General features: G+C 64.4%; 17 protein-coding genes. 10 read left to right on the top strand and 7 right to left on the bottom strand.

The genetic code is table 11. The annotated features are described in order from the left end of the window. Positions 1-2 precede the first annotated feature (2 nt). The 4 genes from QOL68_RS07445 to QOL68_RS07460 are packed head-to-tail and all read left to right on the top strand — an operon-like array spanning position 3 to position 4,510. Positions 3-581 (top strand): sigma-70 family RNA polymerase sigma factor, encoded by a 579-nt coding sequence (locus QOL68_RS07445; RefSeq protein WP_106000813.1) that lies wholly within the window; start codon positions 3-5, stop codon positions 579-581. Further along, positions 568-1,518, top strand: coding sequence for a FecR family protein (locus QOL68_RS07450; protein WP_242446189.1), 951 nt, complete (start codon positions 568-570; stop codon positions 1,516-1,518). The genes QOL68_RS07445 and QOL68_RS07450 overlap by 14 nt, the downstream gene beginning before the upstream one ends. 4 nt (positions 1,519-1,522) lie before the next feature. Continuing rightward, positions 1,523-3,895 carry a TonB-dependent receptor gene (locus tag QOL68_RS07455; RefSeq protein ID WP_282949229.1) on the top strand — a complete coding sequence of 791 codons (2,373 nt, stop codon included), beginning with the start codon at positions 1,523-1,525 and terminating at the stop codon, positions 3,893-3,895. A 51-nt stretch (positions 3,896-3,946) separates the two neighbouring features. Then, positions 3,947-4,510, top strand: coding sequence for a cytochrome b/b6 domain-containing protein (locus QOL68_RS07460; protein WP_282949228.1), 564 nt, complete (start codon positions 3,947-3,949; stop codon positions 4,508-4,510). Positions 4,511-4,689: 179 nt separating this feature from the next. On the opposite strand, the gene QOL68_RS07465 is transcribed toward QOL68_RS07460, so the two are convergent. From QOL68_RS07465 to QOL68_RS07495, 7 genes are all read right to left on the bottom strand, one after another. After that, positions 4,690-6,024 (bottom strand): MFS transporter, encoded by a 1,335-nt coding sequence (locus QOL68_RS07465; RefSeq protein WP_282949227.1) that lies wholly within the window; start codon positions 6,022-6,024, stop codon positions 4,690-4,692. A gap of 90 nt (positions 6,025-6,114) precedes the next feature. Beyond that, complete coding sequence (locus QOL68_RS07470) at positions 6,115-6,729, bottom strand: transmembrane anchor protein (protein WP_282949226.1); 615 nt, start codon at positions 6,727-6,729, stop codon at positions 6,115-6,117. A gap of 17 nt (positions 6,730-6,746) precedes the next feature. Continuing rightward, positions 6,747-7,469, bottom strand: a complete 723-nt coding sequence (locus tag QOL68_RS07475) for a HupE/UreJ family protein (protein ID WP_282949225.1) — start codon at positions 7,467-7,469, stop codon at positions 6,747-6,749. A 65-nt stretch (positions 7,470-7,534) separates the two neighbouring features. Then, on the bottom strand, positions 7,535-10,741 hold the full coding sequence (locus QOL68_RS07480) for an efflux RND transporter permease subunit (protein WP_282949224.1): 3,207 nt from the start codon (positions 10,739-10,741) through the stop codon (positions 7,535-7,537). After that, entirely contained in the window at positions 10,731-11,978 is a 1,248-nt protein-coding gene (locus QOL68_RS07485; protein WP_282949223.1) for an efflux RND transporter periplasmic adaptor subunit, read from the bottom strand. The genes QOL68_RS07480 and QOL68_RS07485 overlap by 11 nt, the downstream gene beginning before the upstream one ends. Then, positions 11,975-13,207, bottom strand: coding sequence for a TolC family protein (locus tag QOL68_RS07490; RefSeq protein WP_282949222.1), 1,233 nt, complete (start codon positions 13,205-13,207; stop codon positions 11,975-11,977). The genes QOL68_RS07485 and QOL68_RS07490 overlap by 4 nt, the downstream gene beginning before the upstream one ends. A 110-nt stretch (positions 13,208-13,317) precedes the next feature. Beyond that, the gene (locus QOL68_RS07495) at positions 13,318-13,680 is read right to left on the bottom strand and encodes a hypothetical protein (protein ID WP_282949221.1); all 363 of its coding nucleotides are present in this window, start codon (positions 13,678-13,680) and stop codon (positions 13,318-13,320) included. Between the two features lie 457 nt (positions 13,681-14,137). Between QOL68_RS07495 and QOL68_RS07500 the strand changes: the two genes are divergently transcribed. The 6 genes from QOL68_RS07500 (at position 14,138) to copM (ending at position 21,131) form a co-directional block, all read left to right on the top strand. Next, positions 14,138-14,530, top strand: coding sequence for a DUF3703 domain-containing protein (locus QOL68_RS07500; RefSeq protein WP_282949220.1), 393 nt, complete (start codon positions 14,138-14,140; stop codon positions 14,528-14,530). Further along, positions 14,527-14,910, top strand: a complete 384-nt coding sequence (locus QOL68_RS07505; protein WP_282949219.1) for a hypothetical protein — start codon at positions 14,527-14,529, stop codon at positions 14,908-14,910. Before QOL68_RS07500 ends, QOL68_RS07505 begins: the two co-directional genes overlap by 4 nt. A gap of 55 nt (positions 14,911-14,965) precedes the next feature. Continuing rightward, positions 14,966-16,174, top strand: a complete 1,209-nt coding sequence (locus QOL68_RS07510; protein ID WP_282949218.1) for a TolC family protein — start codon at positions 14,966-14,968, stop codon at positions 16,172-16,174. A 13-nt stretch (positions 16,175-16,187) separates the two neighbouring features. After that, positions 16,188-17,360, top strand: a complete 1,173-nt coding sequence (locus QOL68_RS07515) for an efflux RND transporter periplasmic adaptor subunit (protein WP_282949217.1) — start codon at positions 16,188-16,190, stop codon at positions 17,358-17,360. Position 17,361: 1 nt separating this feature from the next. Continuing rightward, entirely contained in the window at positions 17,362-20,643 is a 3,282-nt protein-coding gene (locus QOL68_RS07520; protein WP_282949216.1) for an efflux RND transporter permease subunit, read from the top strand. Positions 20,644-20,726: 83 nt separating this feature from the next. Next, complete coding sequence (copM, locus tag QOL68_RS07525) at positions 20,727-21,131, top strand: CopM family metallochaperone (RefSeq protein WP_282949215.1); 405 nt, start codon at positions 20,727-20,729, stop codon at positions 21,129-21,131.

The following is a 21,131-nucleotide window of genomic DNA, read 5'->3' on the forward strand; positions in this document are numbered from 1 at the left end:
TGATGACCGAAGCCCCTGGGCTAGAAGCGATGTTCTTGGCCAATCGGGCGGCCTTGCTGCGCTATTTGCGTGTTCGTCTCCGCGGCGATGGCGATGGCGAAGACATATTGCAGGACCTGTGGCTGAAGCTCGCCGATATCGATGCGAGCCTGATCGCCGAGCCGCTCGCCTATCTGTATCGCGCCGCCGAGAATCTCGTCCTCGATCGCCGCCGCTCGGCGCAGCGCCGTAACGCGCGCGAGCAGGAGTGGACCAAGGGTCATATCGAGGGCAGCATCGCCGCCCCGCGCGACGCCCAGCCGTCGGCCGATCGCTTGCTGGTTGCGCGCGACCAGCTGAGGCGGGTCGATGCGGTCCTCGACACATTGCCCGAACGCACTGCCTTTGCCTTTCGGGCCGTACGGATCGACGGTGTTCCGCAAAAGCAGATCGCTGCCGAAATGGGGATCAGTCTCAGCGCGGTCGAAAAGCATTTGCAACGGGGGTATCGAGCGGTCCTGGACCTCAAGCAGCAGCTCGATGTGGAAATCGACGCGCCGCAACGTCAATGGGCCGAAGGAATTGATGATGGGGACCGGTAGCATCACTGACGACGCCATTGCATGGCATGTGCGGCTGCAAGGTCCGGCAGCCGACGGGGCACTGTGGGCCGAGTTCACGGCATGGATGGAAGCCGATTCGGCGCACGCCGATGCTTATGATGCCGTTGCCATGGCGGACGAGCATCTCTCCGACGAACTGGCAGGCACCGAAACGGTCATCGAGCCTTTGTCCCCGGCCTCCAACGACAATGAACCTGGAGCGCTGCCATGGTATCGGGGCCGCGCTTTTCTGGCGATCGCCGCCAGCCTCGTCCTCGCGCTGTTCCTGTCTCCTGCATTCTTCAGGTCGCCGGGGATGGAAACGATCACGACCTTGCCGGGCGAGACGCGCGAAATCGCTCTGGCCGATGGGTCTAAAATCGCTCTCAACGGCGGCACCACGATCGCGTTCGACCGGAAAGCCGAACGCTTCGCCCGCCTCGAGAGCGGGGAGGCGATCTTCACGATCAAGCATGACAGCGCGCGCCCCTTTGTTGTCGACACCGGCGACGGCACCCTTCGCGACGTCGGCACGATCTTCAACGTGCGACAATCTGCCGATGGTCTGGAAGTCGCGGTGTCCGAAGGCAGTGTGCAGTATCAACCGGGCTCCGATGCGGTGACGCTCACGCCGGGCAAACAGCTACGCGTTCGGCGCGGAACCAAGAAGGTCCTCGTGTCGGCGGTCGATCCGGCCACCGTGGGGGGATGGCAACAGGGGCGGTTGAGCTATCGCGACGCGCCGCTCGCCACGATCGCGGTTGACTTGTCACGGTCGCTCGGCACGTCTGTGACCATATCGCCGGATCTGGCAGGTCGGAGATTCTCGGGGGTCATCCGCGTCGATCGCGACGAGGCGCGCCTTTTCCGCCAACTGGAATCCTTGCTAGGTGTCCGTGCGCGTCATAGTGCCAAGGGATGGCAATTGACGCGTTGATCCGGTGACCTGGACCCATTTGATACCCGTAGCGGCGATCGCCATCTGGACGGCAAGCCCGGCGGCCGCTGCGGAAAGCCAGCGCTTCGATATCCCAGCCCAGCGCCTCGACAATGCATTGATCACGCTTGGTAACGCGGCGCAAATCTCGATCGGCGGAATCGATCAGAGGCTCGCCGGCGCGCGCAGCAAAGCCGTTCACGGGCGGATGACGATCGCCCAGGCGCTGACGACGATGCTGCGCGGTACCGGTTTCACCTACCAGATCGTCGATACGCAGACCGTGCGGATCGTCGCTTTGGCGCCGCGGTCCAAGCCTGTGCGGCCCGCCCCTCGACCCGCCGTGCCGCCGCCGAGAGCCAGCGCCGCGGCCCCGGCGCCCGCCGAAATCGTCGTGACCGCGACCAAGCAGGGTCAGGCCCTCGACAGCTATCCCGGCACCGCACATATTCAGTCGGTCGGCGGGATCGGCCTCGGTGAAAATCAGGGTACGGCAGCATTCATTGCCCGTATTCCGACGCTGACCTCGACCAATCTTGGGCCCGGCCGCAACAAATTGTTCGTGCGCGGGATTGCCGACAGCAGCTTCTCGGGACCGACCCAATCGACCGTGGGTCTCTACCTTGGCGACCTGCGGCTCACCTATAACGCCCCCGAGCCCGATTTGCGCCTCTACGACATCGACCGCATCGAAGTGATCGAAGGGCCCCAGGGTACTCTCTATGGCGCGGGCGCGCTCGGCGGCATCGTGCGGATTGTCCCCAGGATGGCGGACAATGGCGGGTTTCACGCTTCGGCGACCGTCGGGCGATCCGTCACGCGCGATGCCGAACCCGGCTATGATCTCGGCGGAATGCTCAATATCCCCGTCATCGCCGACCGAATGGCGCTCCGCGTGGTCGGCTACAACCAAGTCGAAGGCGGCTACATCGACAATGCGACGCTCGGTATGCGCAATACCAACCGGACGCGCATAGACGGCGCGCGCGCTACCCTGCGTGTCGAGCCTGGCGACAATTGGACGATCGACCTCAACGCCGTCATCCAGAACATCGATACGCGCGATGGCCAATATGCCGAAATCGATCAGCCGCTTCGGACTCACGCGGCCAATATCGCCCAGCCGCATGACAATGATTTTAGGGCGGCAGGACTGGAAATCGCCAAGGACTGGGGCGATCTCAAGCTGCTCTCCTCCACCGGGATCGTGGACCATGACCTGTCGGACACCTTCGATGCGACCGGGTATGGAGGAAATCCGGAAATCCAGATATTCCAAGGGCATGAGGCGATTCGCCTCCTGACCCACGAGACGCGCCTCTCGCACGGCATGCCTTCGGGCAACAGCTGGGTCGCAGGGGTTAGCCTCGTCCGCAATATCGACCGTATCGACCGTCGGCTCGGCCCTCTCGGAGCGCCGGTCACGCTGGCGCAATTGCGAAACCAGAAGACCGAAGTCGCAATCTTCGGCGAGGCGACCCAGCGGATCGCTCCACGCCTTTCCGGAACGCTTGGGGGGCGTGTCGTCTTTGCCGAGACGATCGGGGAGCTGATGGGTGGCTCCGGCGAGGATTTCGAACCGAAGCGTCGGCAAATTCGTGTCCTCCCGACTGCGGCACTGTCATGGAAACCGACGTCCGACCTCCTGACGTTCTTGCGATACCAAAGCGGCTTCCGCAGTGGCGGCATCGCGATCACGGGGGGACAGATCAATTCCGCGCAGCGATTCGATTCGGACTCGATCCACAACGTCGAACTCGGGGTCCGGTTCGGCAGCGAGGCTGACAGCGCGAGGCCCCGTTTTTCCGGCGGCATCACAGCATTCTATTCGATCTGGACCAGTATCCAAGCCGACCTGATTGGAAGCGACGGGCTACCCTTTACCGAAAATATCGGACGCGGCACGGTTTATGGTGCGGAGATCAACGGCCGGTGGCACGTAACCGATCACCTGTTTTTCGACGGTGCGCTGTTCATCAATCGCAGCGCGCTGACCAATCCCGTGGAGGGGCTCGAAGAGGCCGACGAAAGACCGCTTCCCAACGTCGCTCGAACCGGTGGACGGTTTACGGCGGCTTGGGAAAGCCCGCTGTCCGACCGGCTGAGCCTGAAACTCGACGGGACCGTAAGGCTAATCGGCGCATCGAGCCTTGGGACGACCGCGCCGCTCATCCTCGAGCATGGCGAAACGACCCAGCTCGATTTTTCCGCTTCGCTCGCGGCAAGGGACTGGGCGCTGACGCTCGATGCCACAAATCTCCTGAATGTTAGCGGGAACAGCTTTTCCTACGGAAATCCGTTCACCGTGGCGCTGGGCAAGCAGATTACGCCACTGCGGCCGCGAACCGTGAGGGTGGCGCTTCGGTTAGGCTTCTGAACAATTGGAAAGGCGCTAACAGTGACCTCGCGAACACAGGAGTGGGTATTTATGTCCGATGCCGTGTTGAAAAATAGACGGTCGACCGCCACCAAGATTCTGCACTGGTTGGTGGCGCTCGCCATCATGACGCAATTGGGCCTTAGTTTGGTGATGCAAAGCCCGACTCGCAACCGTCCCGGAGATAGCTTTTTTGAAATCCATGAAAAGGTTGGGATCGCTGCGACGTCGCTGCTCGCGGCATTCTGGATCTGGAGTGTCTTGCGTTCGGGCGAGACGCGCCTCGTTGCGTTTTTCCCTTGGTTCTCGCCGAAGCAACTCAGGTTTGTCGCTACCGATGCCAAAAGACTATTTGCACCGATCGAGGACGGAAACAGGGAGCGGCCATTTGCCAGCGCCATTCATGGTCTGGGACTCATCATTGCCTCGGTGATGGCGCTAAGCGGTGTCGTTGGCTATTTCGTGGCCTCGGCTAGCCCCCTCATGGAAGTTCATGAAACGGTGGCCCCGTTGATGTGGGCTTATCTCATCGGGCATGTTGTCAGCGCACTTTTCCACGAACTGCGCGGCGAGCGGATCATCGCGGCCATGTTCTACGCATCGAGCCGCCAGTAGGTTTCACGGTTGGAATGGCTTCGTTAGGCAAGCCAGCGCGCAAAATTGACAAAACTCGCCGACGGTCGATCCCCCCGTGTTTCATGCTGGCGCGGTGATCTCGACAGTGTCAGGGCATGCTCCATTTTTCGAGGACAATCGGCTCCTTAATCGGACGTGAGTCGTTAAGAGGCGAACCCCTATCGGTCTGGCCAGTGGGGGTGCAGATCGTCAATTACGAATGCGTGTTCTGCTTCCCCCGTCGCATGATCCTCGCGAAGATGCGGATGGTCCGCCGGCAAATCGTCATGACGATGCGTCAGGATGTCCGGGTCCTCGCGCGGCCAGACACGCAGGGCGATGAGCGTTCCCATGAGCGCCAGCACCGCGCTTGCGGCGAGGGCCGTGCCCATTCCGGCGCGGGCACCAACCTGGCCGGCGAGCGGATAGGCGACAAGCCAGCAGACATGGCTCAGCGCGAATTGGGCCGCAAACAGGGCCGGCCGGCCCCCAGCATCCGACGAGCGGCGGAGCAGACGCCCGCCCGGCGTGATGCTGGCGGAATAACTGACGCCGAGCGCAAACCAGCCCAGCAGCAGGAAGCTCCAATAGCCCGGCGCCTCGTGCATCGACCATGATGCTGCCAGCACGGCGAGGACGACGGTCATGGCCACGGCTGCCGCAATCATCACGGCGCGGTCGGCGACCCGATCGAGCAGGCGCGGCAACAGCAGCGCCGCGAGCATCGAGCCGCCGCCGAAGGCTGCAAGCGTGATCGCCATCTCGCTCTGTCCCAGCCCGAGAAGGCCGCGCACCACCGCCGGCGTGTTGACGATGACCATCGCACTGGCGGCCGCCGCGGCAAGCGTAACCGCCAGCAGGCCGCGAAGCCGCGGGGTCCTCAGATATTGGCGGGTGCCTTGCGTCGTCTTGTCATAGATGCCGCCGTCCGGCGCCTTGGCCGCGGTGCGCGGCAGCGTGACCGACAGCACGAGCAAAGCCGAGCAGGCGAAGCCGATCGCGGTGCCCGAGAAGAGCCAGTGGAAACTGATGATACCAAGCAGCGCGGCGGCGAGGATAGGGCTGACGAGGCTTTCCATGTCATAGGCCAGACGCGAGAGCGACAGGGCGCGCGTATAATCCTTCTCGTCGGGCAGCACGTCGGGGATCGTCGCCTGGAAGGTTGGCGTGAACCCGGCCGACGCCGACTGGAGGATGAAGATCAGGAGATAGATTTGCCACACCTGGTCGACGAAAGGCAGGAACAGCGCGACGAGGCCGCGCACCACATCCATCGCGACGAGGAAGGGCTTGCGCGGCAGGCGTGAAGCATAGGCTCCGACGACCGGCGCAACGCCGATATAAGCGACCATCTTGATCGCCATCGCGGTCCCGAGCACTGCGCCTGCATCGGCGCCGGCGATCTCGAAGGCGAGGAGGCCAAGCGCGACCGTTGCGAGGCCCGTGCCGACGAGCGCGATGATCTGCGCGAGGAACAGGTGGCGGTAGGTCCGGTTGGCAAGAACGGCGAGCATAGGTGGAACTCCGCTGTCGGCGATTATAGGGGCATCGTCTCCGACCCGGTCGGCGACCGGGCCGGAGTCCGTCAAATCATTGTTGCCTTGTCAGACAACGCGGCGGATGTCGCTATAGGCGCCGTCGGTGCGCAGCGTAATCGTCACGGGCGCGTCCGAGCGATTGCGCCAGAACCAGCCGTGCTTGCCGTCGAAGGCTGCGACAAGTTCGCCGCTCTCGCCGGTGGTATCCTTGCCCTTGCCATAGCCGTGGTACGCGATGCCCGGTGCGTCGGCGTGCGTGTCGAAATTGACGCGCCCGCCTTCGACCGACCAGTTGAAGTTGAGGCGCGCGTCCTTCGCCATCGTCGCCTTGATTTCGGCACCCTGTCCTGGCGCGAGGGTAAGCTTCATCGTTTCCGAGCGTTGCGGCGCGTCCGCCTTGGCGGCGGTTGCTGTCGGAGATGCCACCTGGGCAGCCGGAGCGGCGGAAGCACTTCCGGTGGCCGCGTCGGCCGCGGCCTCTTTGGCGAGCTGCAGCTTGACCTCGCCCATTTCGGTGAGGCCAAGCGCGCCGCCGATCCCGGTCGGATCGATCGCATATTCGCTGGGCAGCACGACGGCGACGAGGATGGCGCCCGCGGCAACGGCGGCGAGCGCGGTCGCGCGGATCAGCTGGCTGCTGGTCGGCAGGTCTTCGGGGCGGGGGCGCTGTGAATTGAACATGATGTGGTTTCCTTCGATTAAGCGGCCGCGAGGCCGGCGAGCTGGTAGCCGACGAGCACGAAGCCCGCGGTCATGAGGATGGTGTTGACGGCGAAGGCATGGCGCATGAAGCTCGGGGTGCGGCGCCAAAATCCCATCAGGATGAGGATCGTGCCGAGCGCGAGCAATTGCCCGATCTCGACCCCGATGTTGAAGGCGAGCAGGTTGGGGATCAGGCCTTCGTTCGCGATCTCGAACTCGAGGATTTTCGTCGCGAGGCCGAAGCCGTGGAAGAAGCCGAAGATCAAGGTCGCGGCCTTGGTGTTGGGCTGGACGCCGAACCAGCGCTGATAGGCGCCGAGATTGTCGAGCGCCTTGTAGACGACCGACAGGCCGATGATCGCGTCGATGATATAGGCGTTGGCGCTGATGCCGGTGAGCACGCCGAACAGCATCGTCGTCGAATGGCCGATCGCGAACAATGTCACATACAGCCCTATGTCCTTCATCCGGTAGAGGAAGAAGATCACACCGAAGAGGAAGAGCAGATGGTCGTAACCGGTGACCATATGCTTGGCCCCGAGATAGACGAACGGCCAGAAGAGAATGCCGCTGCTTTCCTGGATATAGCCCTTGTCGCCCTCGGCGACATTGTGCGCCCAGGCTTCTGCGCCGATCGCGAAACAGAGAAGAAGGAGGCTCGCGGCGAGCAGTGCGGCGCGCAGGACGCCGCCCGGCGGAGCGATGGATCGGATAGACATCATAATACTCCTAGAATGTCGGGAATGGGTGCCCCGCGCGCCGACTGGGCGCGCGGGGCGAGTGGTCAAGCCGGTAAAGGCTTGGCCGCTGGGGGCTCGGGATTTGGGTCCTTGGCGCGGCGGCCGTGCACCATGCGGTAGAGCGCCGGCAGGATGAGCAAGGTGAGGATCGTCGAGGAGACGATCCCGCCGATCACCACCGTCGCGAGCGGACGCTGGACCTCCGCCCCCGCGCCGACGTTGAACGCCATCGGCACGAAGCCGAGGCTCGCCACCAGCGCGGTCATCAGCACCGGGCGGAGACGCGTCAGCGCACCCTCGCGGATCGCCACATCGAGTCCGCTCCCCCCTTCGCGAAGCTGCCGGATGAAGCTCAGCATGACGACGCCGTTGAGCACCGCGACCCCGGAGAGCGCGATAAACCCGACGCCCGCCGAGATCGACAACGGCATGCCGCGCACCAGCAGCGCCGCGACGCCCCCGGTAAGTGCCAGCGGCACCCCCGAGAAGACGATTCCGGCATCCTTCGCCGAGCGGAACAGCGCATAGAGCAGGCCGAAGATCAGCAGCAGTGCGGCGGGCACCACGAGTTGGAGCCGCTTGGCCGCCGAGATAAGCTGTTCGAACGTCCCGCCATAGCTGATCCAGTAGCCTGCTGGCACCTCGACCTCGGCATCGACCTTTGTTCTCAGCTCCTCGATGAAGGAGCCAAGATCGCGGCCGCGGACATTGGCGGTCACCACGACGCGGCGCTTGCCATCCTCGCGGCTGATCTGGTTCGGACCGATCACCACCTCGACCTTCGCCACATCTGCGAGCGGCACGAACCCGCGCATCTCGCTGTCTGGACCCGGCAAGGGGATGCGCAGCCGGCCGAGCTCGTCGACCCGCTCGCGCGCCGCTTCGGGCAGGCGCACGATGATCGGGAAGCGCCGGTCGCCCTCGAAGATCTGCCCGGCCTCGACCCCGCCGATCGACACGGCGACGACATTCTGGACGTCGCCGACGTTGAGCCCGAAGCGCGCGAGCGCCGCCCGGTCGGGCGTGATCTGGAGCACCGGCAGGCCGGTGACCTGCTCGACGCCGACATCCTGCGCGCCCTCGATACCCGAGGCCACAGTCTCGATCGCGTCGCCGACTTCGCGCAGCGTGTCGAGATCGTCGCCAAACACCTTGATCGCGACATCGGCGCGAACCCCCGAGAGAAGCTCGTTGAAACGCATCTGGATCGGCTGGGTGAACTCGTAATTATTCCCCGGGATCTGGGCCACGGCGGCCTGCATCTCGCGGACGAGCTGGGTCTTCGGCTTTCTCGGATCGGGCCAGTCCTTGCGGTCCTTCATGATGATGAAGGTGTCGGCGACCGACGGCGGCATCGGATCGGTCGCGACTTCGGCCGTGCCGATCTTCGCCACCACCCGGTCGACCTCGGGGAACTGTTTGATCCGTGCTTCGAGCGTCGTCTGCATCGAGATCGCCTGGCTCAGGCTGGTGCCCGGAATGCGCAGCGCGTGCATCGCAATATCGCCTTCGTCGAGATTGGGGACGAACTCGGACCCCATGCGCGTCGAAGCGAACCCCGCGATGGCGACAAGCGCGACCGCGCCCGCAACGAACGCGGTGCGCAGCTTCAAGGCGCTGTCGAGCGCGGGCGCATAGGCCTTGCGCGCCCACAGCATCAGCCGGCTTTCCTTCTCCTCGACCTTGCCGGTGACGAACAGCGCGATCGCCGCCGGCACGAAGGTGAGCGAGAGGATCAGCGCCGCGGTCAGCGCCATCACGACGGTGATCGCCATCGGATGGAACATCTTGCCCTCGACCCCGGTGAGCGCGAAGATCGGCACATAGACGAGCGCGATGATCAGCATGCCGAACAGCGAGGGGCGGATGACCTCCGACGTCGCCGAGGCCGCGAGCGCGAACCGTTCACCACGATCGAGCAGTCGCCCGGCCTTGTGCTGCGCCTCGCCGAAGCGGCGGAGGCAATTTTCGACGATGATCACCGCGCCATCGACGATCAGCCCGAAATCGAGCGCGCCGAGGCTCATCAAGTTCCCCGAGATGCCGCCCCGCACCATGCCGGTGATCGTCATCAGCATCGTGATCGGGATGACCGCCGCGGTGATCAGCGCCGCGCGGACGTTGCCGAGCAACAGGAAAAGGATGACGATGACGAGGAGCGCCCCTTCGAGCAGATTCTTCTCGACCGTCCAGACCGCGCGTTCGACCAGATCGGTGCGGTCGTAGATCGGCACCGCCTTGACCCCGGCGGGCAGCGCCCGTGCGGCGACCTCGAGCCGTTCCGCGGCGGCACGCGCCACGATCCGGCTATTCTCGCCCGCGAGCATGAAGACGGTTCCGAGCACCACCTCCTTGCCATTTTCGGTCGCGGCGCCGGTGCGCAGCTCCTCGCCGAGATCGATGTCGGCGACGTCGGCAACGCGGATCGGGATGCCGTTCCGGTTGCTGACGATGATCGCCTTCAGATCGTCGATGCCCAACGCCTGGCCCGGGGTGCGGACAAGATATTGCTCGCCATAGCGTTCGACATAGCCCGCGCCGCTATTGTCGTTGTTGGATTTCAGCGCGCGCACCACATCGTCGAGCGTCAGCCCATAGGCCGACAATCGCGCCGGGATTGGCGTGACATGATATTGGCGCTCATAGCCGCCGATGCTGTTGACCTCAGTGACGCCGGGCGTGTTGCGGAGCTGGGGCCGGATGACCCAATCCTGGAGCGTGCGAAGGTCCTCGGGCGTGTAGGCACTGCCATCGGGCTTCTTTGCGCCGGGGTCGGCCTCGAGCGTATACATGAAGATTTCGCCGAGGCCGGTCGCGATCGGTCCCATTTCGGGGGCGACCCCTGGCGGAAGCTGTTCGCGCGCCGATTGCAGCCTTTCGTTGATCAGCTGGCGCGCAAAATAGATGCTCGTGCCGTCCTCGAAGACCGCGGTGACCTGGCTCAGGCCATAGCGCGAGACCGAGCGCGTATATTGCAGCCCCGGCAGGCCGGCGATCGCGGTCTCGACGGGGAAGGTCACGCGCTGCTCGGCTTCGAGCGGCGAGAAGCCGGGTGCCTCGCTGTTGACCTGGACCTGGACGTTAGTGATGTCGGGGGTAGCGTCGATCGGCAGCCGCTGGAAGCTCCAGACGCCGATCGCGCAGAGAAGGAGGACGGCGGTGAGGACCGCCCAGCGGAAGCGGATCGAGCCCGCGATCATCCGTTCGAGCAAATGCGCCTTGTCTGGCGGGGAGCTGGTGTCAGTGGTCATGGCTGGCCCCCGATTTCTCGATGTCGGCGCGGATCAGGAAGGCTCCGTCGACGACATAGACTTCGCCGGGCGCGAGCCCGCCGAGGACTTCGGTCCATTCGGGTGTGCGCCGCCCGATTTCGAGCATCCGCACCTCATAAGTATTACCAACCTTGGCGAAGACGACCTCGAAGTCGCGGAAGCGCTGGATCGCCTTGGTTCGCACCGCGAGCGGCACATTGGCCTGCGCCACCGCGAAGCTGCCCTCGACCCCCATGCCGGGCCGGAATGTGCGCGACGCCGTCGGCGGTAGATGGACATGCGCCATCAGTGTCTGGCTGCTGATGTCGGCGGTCGGCAGAATCGCTTCGACCTCTCCCTCGAAGCGCGCTTCGCCCGACAGGCTGCGCAGGTTCACCGGCTGGCCGACGCGGACCCGTTCGGCGTCGCGCGGATAGACGAAGAACTCGGCATGAAGCTTGGTCGGATCGGCGATGACGAAGAGCGCGCGATCGCCGGTCGTGTCGCCGACATTGACATTCTTTTCAACAATCGTGCCGCTGATCGGCGCCGTGATGCTGTAGGTCTGGAGCGAATGGCTCGATTCCACCCGTGCGAGAATTTGGCCGCGCCGTACTTGCTGGCCGAGCTTGCCATTCAGCGACATGATCAGGCCGGGAAGCCGGGCGCGGACATCGGCCTTGCCTTCGGGCGTGATCTCGATCCGCCCGCCCATGTCGATGAGGTCGCTGACGGTCGCGCCGCCCGCCGCCTCGACCTTGACCCCACCCGCCTTCGCGGCTTCGGCGGTGATCGTGGTGCGGCCCTCATAGGAGGCGTAGGACCATTTGTGGTTGCGCCCGCCTTCCGACGCCGCAACGCGAACGTCGAAGCTGTGCGGTTCGGTGACGACGCCGCTGCCGCGCAGGAAATCCTCTTGCGGCGTGAAGCTGAACCGGTCGATCTTGCCGCCGAGACGGCCAAGCTCCATCGTCAGTTTGACCTCGGACGGCTTGACCGGCTTGTCGTTCCGGAAGGCATAGACGCGGAACTCCGGATCGACGCCATCTTCGAAGATGGTGACCTCGAGGGCGAAATCGCCGTCGCGCAGCATCCGCCCGCGATGCGGGCCGCGCTCATATTCGCCGGCCTTGGCAGCGGCTTCGCCGCCATCTTTCGTCGGAGGACCGTCGCTGCACGAAACGAGGAGCGCGGCAGTGAGGAGTGGGAACGCCCACATAAGATGTTTTCTGCTCATCGAGCATTCTCCATGGTCGGGATGAGGGCCGCGTGGCGGCCGGTCAGGCGGTCGAGGCGCACGCCCATAAGGTGGAAGCGGCGCAAGAGTTCGACGCGGCGCGAGCGCGCGTCATGGGCGGCGATCTGCGCCTGGCTGAACTCGAGGAAGGTGAAGGCGGTGCCCCCGCGCGCCAGCCCGTCGCTGATCAGGCGCACGGCGCGACTGGCGCTGGGAAGCACCTCCTCGTCGATACGCTTGATTTCGGAGGCGATCAGCCGGCGGTCGGCGACCAGCCGGTCGATCTCGCGGCCGATTTCGACGCGCGTGACCGCAACCTCGGCTTCGAGTGCGCGCTGTTCGGCGCGCGCGCGTTCGACATTGCCGCGATTGGCGGCCTTGCTGCCGAGCGGAATCGAGCCGCCGACCATCACCGCCAGATCATTGCCTTGCCCGAAATGGCGAAGGCCGACACGGGCGCTCGGATCGGCGACATTGCCGGTTTCCGCAAGCTTCACCTTTGCCTCGGCCGCCGTGATCTCGGCCGCGAGGACCGCGACATCGGCTGAGTCGCCGGTGGCGGGAACCGCCACGTCGAGCGTTTGAAACGCAACGGCATCGAGCTGATAGTCGCCGGTGCCGCCCCACCAGACCGCGAGGTTCGCTCGCGCGTTTCGCGCGGTCTCGCGTGCCTGTTCAAGCGCGATCTCGGCCTGCGCGACATTGGTGCGGGCGCGTTCGGCGGCGAACCACGGATCGAGCGCGCCGGTCACGCGGCGGACGACGTCGAGTTCGACGCGCTTGAGGTCGGTAAGTCGTGCTTCGGCGACGGGGATCGCCGCTTCCGCGGCGAGGGCTTCGACCCACGCCGCTTGAACGCGCGCGAGCCGGTCGAGCAGGCGAATGCGGTTCTGCTGGCCGACGATCGCGACATCGGCGCGCGCGGCGCTGATCCGCGCCTCGCGCTTGCCGCCGCGCTCCCACGTCCGTTCGTACCAGCCCGTCGTCTGTGACTGGTTTAACGGCGAATAGGGGTCGGTCCCCGCGAAGTCCTCGAAGTCGATCCCGACCACATCCCGCGGTCGGACGTCGGCCTGCAATATGGCGGCATCGGCCGCTTCGAGCCTTGCGGCGTTGGCGGCGACCGCAGGATCGCTGGCGGCAACCCGCGACAGCGCTTCATCGAGACTTAGGTTCTGCGCCTGGACCGGCAGCGCGAAGGCGGCCAGCAGGGCGCTCCCGCAGAGCAAGACTCTACGGGCAGCATGCGCGCCAAAGCGCGCGCGATTATGGAAAAACATGAGATAACGGCCTCGCTGAAAGGCGTAGAAACATCCCACGCCTCAGGCGGCGCGGGAACTCAGACGGTCAGCGAGATGGTTCTGGGAGGGCGCTCGGGTCCGAGAGCTCGCAGGCCGGCAATCGGCCGCTCGATCCGCCCGCCAAGCAGCGAGCCCGAAGGCGCAAGGGAGGTTGCAGTTGCGATATTGGGAATGAGCAGGTTCGGCCCGCTATCGCCATGATGATGGTGACTGCCATCCAGATCGTCGTCGGGCTGATCACCGGTATCGTGCGAATCGTCATGAGGCGCCGCATGGTCGTCGTGCACAGCGTCGATCGCGAAACTATCTGCCCCTTCATGATCGTGCACCACCATGAGGGCCGGCGCATGCTGGATCTGGCCGGCTGCCTTGGCGGGCATTGTCGCCGCATAGAACATCATCAGCGCCACGCAGAGCATCGCGATCAGGCGGTCAATTGCACGGGCGGGCGAAGTTGGCACATCCACGCGTGTAGTTGCGATCCCTTCCGTTGACAAGCTGCAGCTACCCGCCTCGGCAGGATCGAAATCAATCTCTGAGTGGAGGCTGCGGGTGGTCGGGACGTGGCGCAGGGCCGGTGACGCCAATTCAGATCCCTCAGACTGAGGTGAGAACCGGCCGAACACGGAGTCCCATGATGGGGAACTCGCTCAGCGTCTCGTGACCGGCATACGCCTTTCGAACCAATCTGCGCCGCCCAATATCGGCGGCGGGCGCCATTGGGTCAGCGCAATAATCCGTTCCAAGCTGTTGCGAATGACCTCAAGATCAGCGCTGTCCTCGATTAGGTGCTTGACCCTGTAGTAACTACAGGGTGTAGGTCGCGTTCCGACTCGAGGTTATTCGAGAGGAACGCGCATGGCAAACGACCCCCACCCCGCTAAGATCGCAAAGGCATCAAGCAAAGCCGAAGACCCCGTGCGCACCGCTTATTTTCTCGAACTGAGGGAATATCGAACAGCGCGGGCAATCGGCGACTTCGCTGCGGCATGGCGGCACCTCGAGCGCGCCCATATCGTCGCTCAGCCCAGGTTATGGCTGCACATGGGATCGCATATTACGATGCTCGCATTCGCTTTTTCGCGCCGCGATATGCGGGAAATGTCGGGTCAGTTGCTGCGCATTGCCCTCGTTCCACTCGGCGCGCTGACCGGCCGCCTCCCGACCGGCAACACCGGTCGCGCCCGCATTAGCGCCTTCGCGCCAATGCCGGACGATTTGCAGACTTATATGCGCCAGGATGCGCCATGATCCTCGGCTTGCCTGCGTCTCGTCCGGCTGCTAACCGGCGGTTGATGCGAAATCGCGCGATCCAGTTCCTGTTGCTCATTGTGGCGCTTTTGGCTTGCCCGGACACACCGGTCATGGCCTATGACGCTGCGCCGATTGGCGTCGACGCGCATCAGCATGTGTTTGCGGAGGCCGCCGACGACGCGGCCCCCGACGACAACAGCCCGACGGGCAGCGGCACCGAACTGGTGCATCACCATCATTGCCCCACAGGCTTGGCCGTTGACGCATCGGACGCGGCCGGCGGCTGGTTGTCGACGCGTGACGTGCATCTCGCCGGCACCGCTTCGGCACTCGCTTCGCGCGCGACCGCTCCCCCCACCGAACCTCCCGCCGCCTGATCTCTGCTTCGCGCAGGCCTTTGCCTGCGCCGTGACGCATTGATCAGGAGTATTTATGTCGAAATCATTGGGCACCCTGCTGTTTGCAGGGTTGCTGACCATGGCAGGTCAGCCGGCGTTCGCCGAACCTGTCTCGTTGTCCGACGCGCTTGCGCGCGGTCAGGATGTCTCCCCTCGAATTGCCAAGGCCAAAGCCGAACTGAAGGCGGCCGAAGGCCGCGCCATGCAGGCCGGCGTGCGGCCGAACCCTACCATATCCGCCGAAGTTGAGAATTTCAGCGGCACCGGGCCTTATCGAACCTTTGGCCAGACCGAGACCACAGTCGCGGTCTCGCAGCCGTTCGAACTCGGGGGCAAGAGGCGCGCCCGCAAAGAGGTCGCGGCGGCCGAGCGAGAGTTTGCGCAAATCGCGCTCCGCAGGGCCGAGGCCGACCTCGCATATGACATCATCGTTTCGCACGCCAAGTTGCGCGCGGCCGAAGATCGCGCGAAGCTCGCCGACAGCGACTATGCTAGGGCGGTCGAACTCGCGCGGATCGCTGAGACGCTCGTCGATGTCGGACGCGATCCGCCGCTAACCAAGCTGCGCGCCGACGCGTTGCTCGCCGAGGCGAAGGCCGAAAGCCTGCGCGCAAAGGCGGAGCTTTTGTCGGCGCGGCAGGAGTTGGCCTTGCGCATCGGCAGCGAGGATCCCGAATTGTCGGCCATCGCTCAGGATATTCCGACACCGCCGGCCTTGCCTGCCGATGCCCAGAGCCTCGACGAACGCCTCGCGGCAGCCGAGCGCGATGCGGCTTCGGCGCGAATCCGGCTCGCTCAGGCTGAGGGCGTTCCCGACATCACGGCGTCGGGCGGGGTGCGCAACTTTCGGGAAAGCAAGGACACCGCGTTCATCGTCGGCGTTTCGATCCCGCTGCCGGTGTTCAACCGCAATCGCGGCAATATCTATGCAGCGCGCGCGAGCGGCGAAGCCGCCGAAGCCGAGCTTGCCCAGACGCGTCTCGATACCCGCTTCTCGCGGCGCGATGCCGAGCTGATGCTCGCGGCCGCCACCGAGCGTGTGACGGCCTTGTCGGGCGCCGGACTCTTTCAGGCGAGCGAAGCGGCCCGGGTTGCCGAAATCGGATACCAGCAGGGCAAGTTCACGCTCATCGAGCTGATCGATGCCCAGGAGGCGCTGACCAGCGCCAACCTCAAACTCATTGAAGCCGAACTCGACCGCGCCCGCGCCTTGGCTGCGCTGGGCCGCGCGAACGCGCAATAGGGGACTGAACATCATGCAAATTTTCGAAAACAAGAACCGCCTCATGGCCGCCGTCGCGGTCGGGGCGCTCATACTCGGCGGCGGCGGGATATTGATCGGACGATCGATGACCGCGCCCGAAGCTGCCGCACCCGCGGCAGCACCCGCCGAGAAAGAAGAGGAAGGCCATGTCGAAGGCCAGATCCTGATGGACGTGGCGCGCGCCAAGGGCGCTGGCATCGTCACTGAGACGATCCAGTCCGGCGGTCTCGGATCGGAGATCCTGGCACAGGGTATCGTGGCAGCGACCCCTGAAGGCGAGGCCGTGTTAACGGCGCGCGCCGACGGGGCGATCACGCGCATCAATCGGCGGCTTGGCGACTATGTCAGCATCGGTGACACGGTGGCGGTCATGGAAAGCCGCGATGCGGCTGCGATCGCGTCCGAACGCAGTTCGGCAACGGCGCGGCTGGCTCTTGCCCGCTCGACATACGCCCGCGAAAAGAAGCTCTTCGATGCGCGCATCACCGCAAAGCAGGATCTCGAGGCCGCCGCGGCGGCGCTCTCAGAGGCCGAATCCGAAGCACGGCGTTCGCAGTCGGCGGCATCGGCCGCCAAGGTATCGGGCGACGGCCGCACCCTTGCGGTGACGAGCCTGATTTCGGGGCGGGTCACCAAGTCCGACGCGAAACTCGGGTCCTATGTGCTAGCGGGCACCGAATTGTTCCGGGTTTCCGATCCCCGTCGCATCCAGATCAATGCCTCGGTGCTCGCCGCAGATGCCCGGCGGATCAAGCCCGGCGATACGGCGGTGATTGAACTGCTCGGCGGTGAGACTGTGAATGCTGTGGTTCGCTCGGCAACCCCGAGCCTCGATCCCGACAGCAAGACCGCAACGATTGTCCTCGTCCCCGATGGCATCGGCGGCCTCACGCCCGGCCAGGGGCTGCGTGCGCGGATCAAGCCGCAGGGCGCCGCAGGTTCCACGCTCATCGCGCTGCCCGAAGAGGCGGTGCAGACCGTCGAGGGCCGCGAAGTCGTGTTCGTCAAGACTGCCAAAGGCTTCCAGGCGACCACAGTGGTCACCGGCAAGCGTGGCGGCGGCCGTATCGAAATCGTCGACGGGGTGAAGCCCGGCGCGGTGATCGCGACCAAGGGCGCTTTCCTGCTCAAGGCCGAAATGGGCAAGGGCGAGGCGGAGCATTGAGATGATCGAAAAACTTCTCGACGCGTCGATACGCTTTCGCTGGGGTGTGGTCATCCTCACCCTCATCATCTCGGCCTATGGCATCACGCAGCTCATGAAGCTGCCGATCGATGCCGTTCCGGACATCACCAACAAGCAGGTCCAGATCAATACCGTCGAACCCAATCTCGGTCCGCTCGACATCGAACGCCTCGTTACCTTCCCCATCGAAACCGCCATGGCGGGAATTCCCGGTCTGCAGACGTCGCGCTCGATTTCGCGCAACGGGTTTAGCCAGGTCACGGTGATCTTCGAGGATCATACCGATCTCTATTTCGCGCGGCAGCAGGTCGCCGAGCGGCTCAATCAGGCTAAAGGCACCTTGCCCGATGGCGCCGAACCGCAAATGGGACCGGTTTCGACCGGTCTTGGCGAAGTGCTGATGTACACCGTCGATTTCGCGCCGACCTCGGGGAAAAACAAACCGACGGTCGCCGGGAAGCCGGGCCTCCAGCCCGACGGCTCCTATATAACACCGACCGGGGAGAAGCTCGTCGATGAGGTCGCCAAGCTTGGCTATTTGCGGTCCGTTCAAGATTGGGTGATCCGTCCGCAGCTGCGCTCGGTATCCGGGGTTGCCGGGATCGATTCGATCGGCGGTTATGAAAAGCAGTTCGTCGTTCAGCCCGACGCGACGAAAATGGCGAGCTATGGGATTTCTTTCTCCGAACTCGCCGAAGCCCTCGAACGCGCCAATATTTCGGTCGGCGCGAACTTCGTCGAACGTGGCGGCGAGGCGTTTCTGGTGCGCGCCGATGGCCGCATCCGCACACTCGATGAAATCTCTCGCGCCACCGTTGCAAGCCGCGGCGGCGTTCCCGTCATGGTTCGTGACGTCGCGACCGTGCAGATCGGCGGCGAATTGCGGACCGGCTCGGCATCCGAAAACGGGAAGGAGCTGGTCGTCGGCACGGTGTTGATGCTGGCGAACGGCAACAGCCGGATCGTCGCATCGGCCGCAGCCGAACGCTTGAAAGACGTCACGAAATCCATGCCCGCGGGCATCGTCGTCAAACCGGTGCTCGATCGCTCGCAACTCGTCGATGCGACGATTGGCACCGTCGAGAAGAATCTCGCCGAAGGCGCCTTGCTGGTGGCCGCGGTTCTGTTCTGGTTGCTCGGCAACTTCCGTGCAGCCGTCATCGCCACGCTTGTCATCCCGATCTCGTTTCTGATCATGGGGACGGGCATGAACATCACCGGCACGTCGGGCAATTTGATGAGCCTCGGCGCGCTCGATTTCGGCCTCATCGTCGACGGCTCGATCATCATCATCGAAAACTGCCTCAGACGACTGGCCGAACGACAGCATCATGAAGGGCGATTGCTCTCGCTGAGCGAACGACTGCACGAGGTGTTCGAAGCCTCGCGCGAAATGGTGAAGCCGACGATTTACGGGCAGGCGATCATCTTCCTGGTGTTTGTGCCGTTGCTCACTTTCACCGGAGTCGAAGGCAAGACCTTCTCGCCGATGGCGATCACGGTGTTGCTGGCGCTGGCGGGTGCCTTCATTGCATCGCTGACCTTCGTCCCCGCGATGGTCGCACTGCTTCTTCGCGGCAAGGTCGCCGAGAAGGAAGTGCGTGCGATCGCATGGGTGAAGACGCGCTACGAGCCCGTGCTCAAGCGCGTCATCGCGCGGCCCTGGCCGTGGATTGGTGCCGGCGGCGGGACCTTCGCCGCGGCTGTCCTGGTGTTCGGCATGCTCGGCAGTGAGTTCATCCCGGTCTTGGGCGAGGGCAATCTTGCGATGCAGGCGCTTCGCATCCCGTCGACGTCTTTGAACAAGTCGCAGGCGATGCAGTTGCAGGTCGAAAAGGCTGTCTCAACCCTTCCCGAAGTCGCCTTCATCTATTCCAAAACCGGTACGGCAGAGGTCGCCAGCGATCCGATGCCGCCGAACGCATCGGATACCTTCATCATCCTGAAGCCACGCGACGCATGGCCCGATGGCGTCCGCACCAAGGATGATGTGATCGAACGGGTTGAAAAGAAGCTTGAGCCGCTCGTCGGCAACGCCTTCGAAATCAGCCAGCCGATCCAGCTGCGCTTCAACGAGTTGATCGCCGGCGTGCGCGGCGACATCGCAATCAAGCTCTACGGAGACGATCTCGACGAAATGGGCCGCGCGGCGCAGCAGGTCGCCGCGATCCTGAACACCGTCCCGGGCGCTGCCGACGTCAAGGTCGAACAGACCGCGGGCTTCCCGGTCCTCGACGTCCAGTTCGACCGCGATGCCATCGCACGTTACGGGCTGACGTTGCAGGATGTCAGCGACACGGTCGCGGCCGCGCTCGGTGGGCGCGAAGCCGGCATCGTATTCGAAGGCGACCGGCGATACGATATCGTCGTCCGTCTCGATCGCGCCACGCGCGACGATCTCGACGCGGTGGGGGCGCTTCCCGTGCTTCTTCCCGGCGAGGGCGGTGCGAGGGCATCGGTGCCGCTCAGTGAGCTGGCCAAGTTCGGCTTCTCCGAAGGGTTGAACCAGGTCAGCCGTGAAAACGGCAAGCGGCGGGTGGTGGTGCAAGCCAATGTCCGCGGCAACGATCTGGGATCCTTCGTCGCCGAAGCACAGGAGAAGGTGAACGCGCAGGTCAAGCTTCCGACGGGCAGCTTCATCGAATGGGGCGGGCAGTTCGAGAATCTGCAAGCCGCATCGGCGCGGTTGTCGATTGTCATCCCGATCATCTTCGCGGCGATCTTCGGCATCCTGTTCATGGCCCTGGGCGGCGTGCGCCAGGCGATTGCGGTCTATTCTGCAATCCCTCTCGCGTTGGCCGGCGGCGTCTTTTCGTTGCTGCTGACCGGGCTGCCCTTCTCGGTGTCGGCGGCGGTGGGTTTCATCGTGCTTTCGGGCGTGACGGTGCTCAACGGGCTGGTCGTGATGTCGAGCATCAACCAGCGCATCGACGAAGGAAAACCGGTCGATGTCGCGATCGGCGAGGGCGTCATGGAACGCGTCCGCGCGGTGCTGATGACGGGTATCGTGCCCGCGATCGGCTTCGTACCGATGGCACTCGCCACCGGAACCGGCGCCGAGGTGCAGAAGCCGCTCGCGATCGTCGTGATCGGCGGGTTGATCACCTCGACCTTGCTCACCTTGTTCGTCTTGCCCGCGATCAGCCATCTGCTGCTTCGCGGCCGGCACAACAAGCATGTCGCCGGCGACTATACGGACGTAACCGCCCTTGGCGAACGGGTGTTCCTGCCCGGTGAGGACACGGGCGGCAAACCGGCATGAGCGAGCATCAAGCTCCTCATGCCACGCAGGACGAAACCGATGGCGGCTCTCCGCCGCCATCGGCTTTCCCGGGAGGCAGGGTGATGAAGACCTCCATATCGCTGCTTGGACTCTTGCTTGCGGCCTGTTCGTCCGGGAAGCCGAGCGCCGACGCGGACAGCGCCGGACATGGCGATATGCAGCATGCGGCCGCGGCCACCTCGACACCGGCGGCCAAAGCGTTCGAGGCGGCCGCTGACAAGATGCACAAGGATATGGCGGTGGTTCTCACCGGCGATGCCGATACCGACTTTATGCGCTCGATGATCCCGCATCACGAGGGCGCCGTGGCGATGGCCAAGGTCGCGCTCGAACATGGTAAGGATCCCGAAGTGCGCGACATCGCCAAATCGGTCATCGCGGCGCAGGAGAAGGAAATCACCGCCATGCGAAGCTGGCTGGCGCGGCGCGACAAGGCGGCGCCGCAAAGCCCGCCCAAGGTGAACTGA

Source organism: Sphingopyxis sp. Geo25 (genome assembly GCF_949769135.1).
Classification (GTDB): domain Bacteria; phylum Pseudomonadota; class Alphaproteobacteria; order Sphingomonadales; family Sphingomonadaceae; genus Sphingopyxis.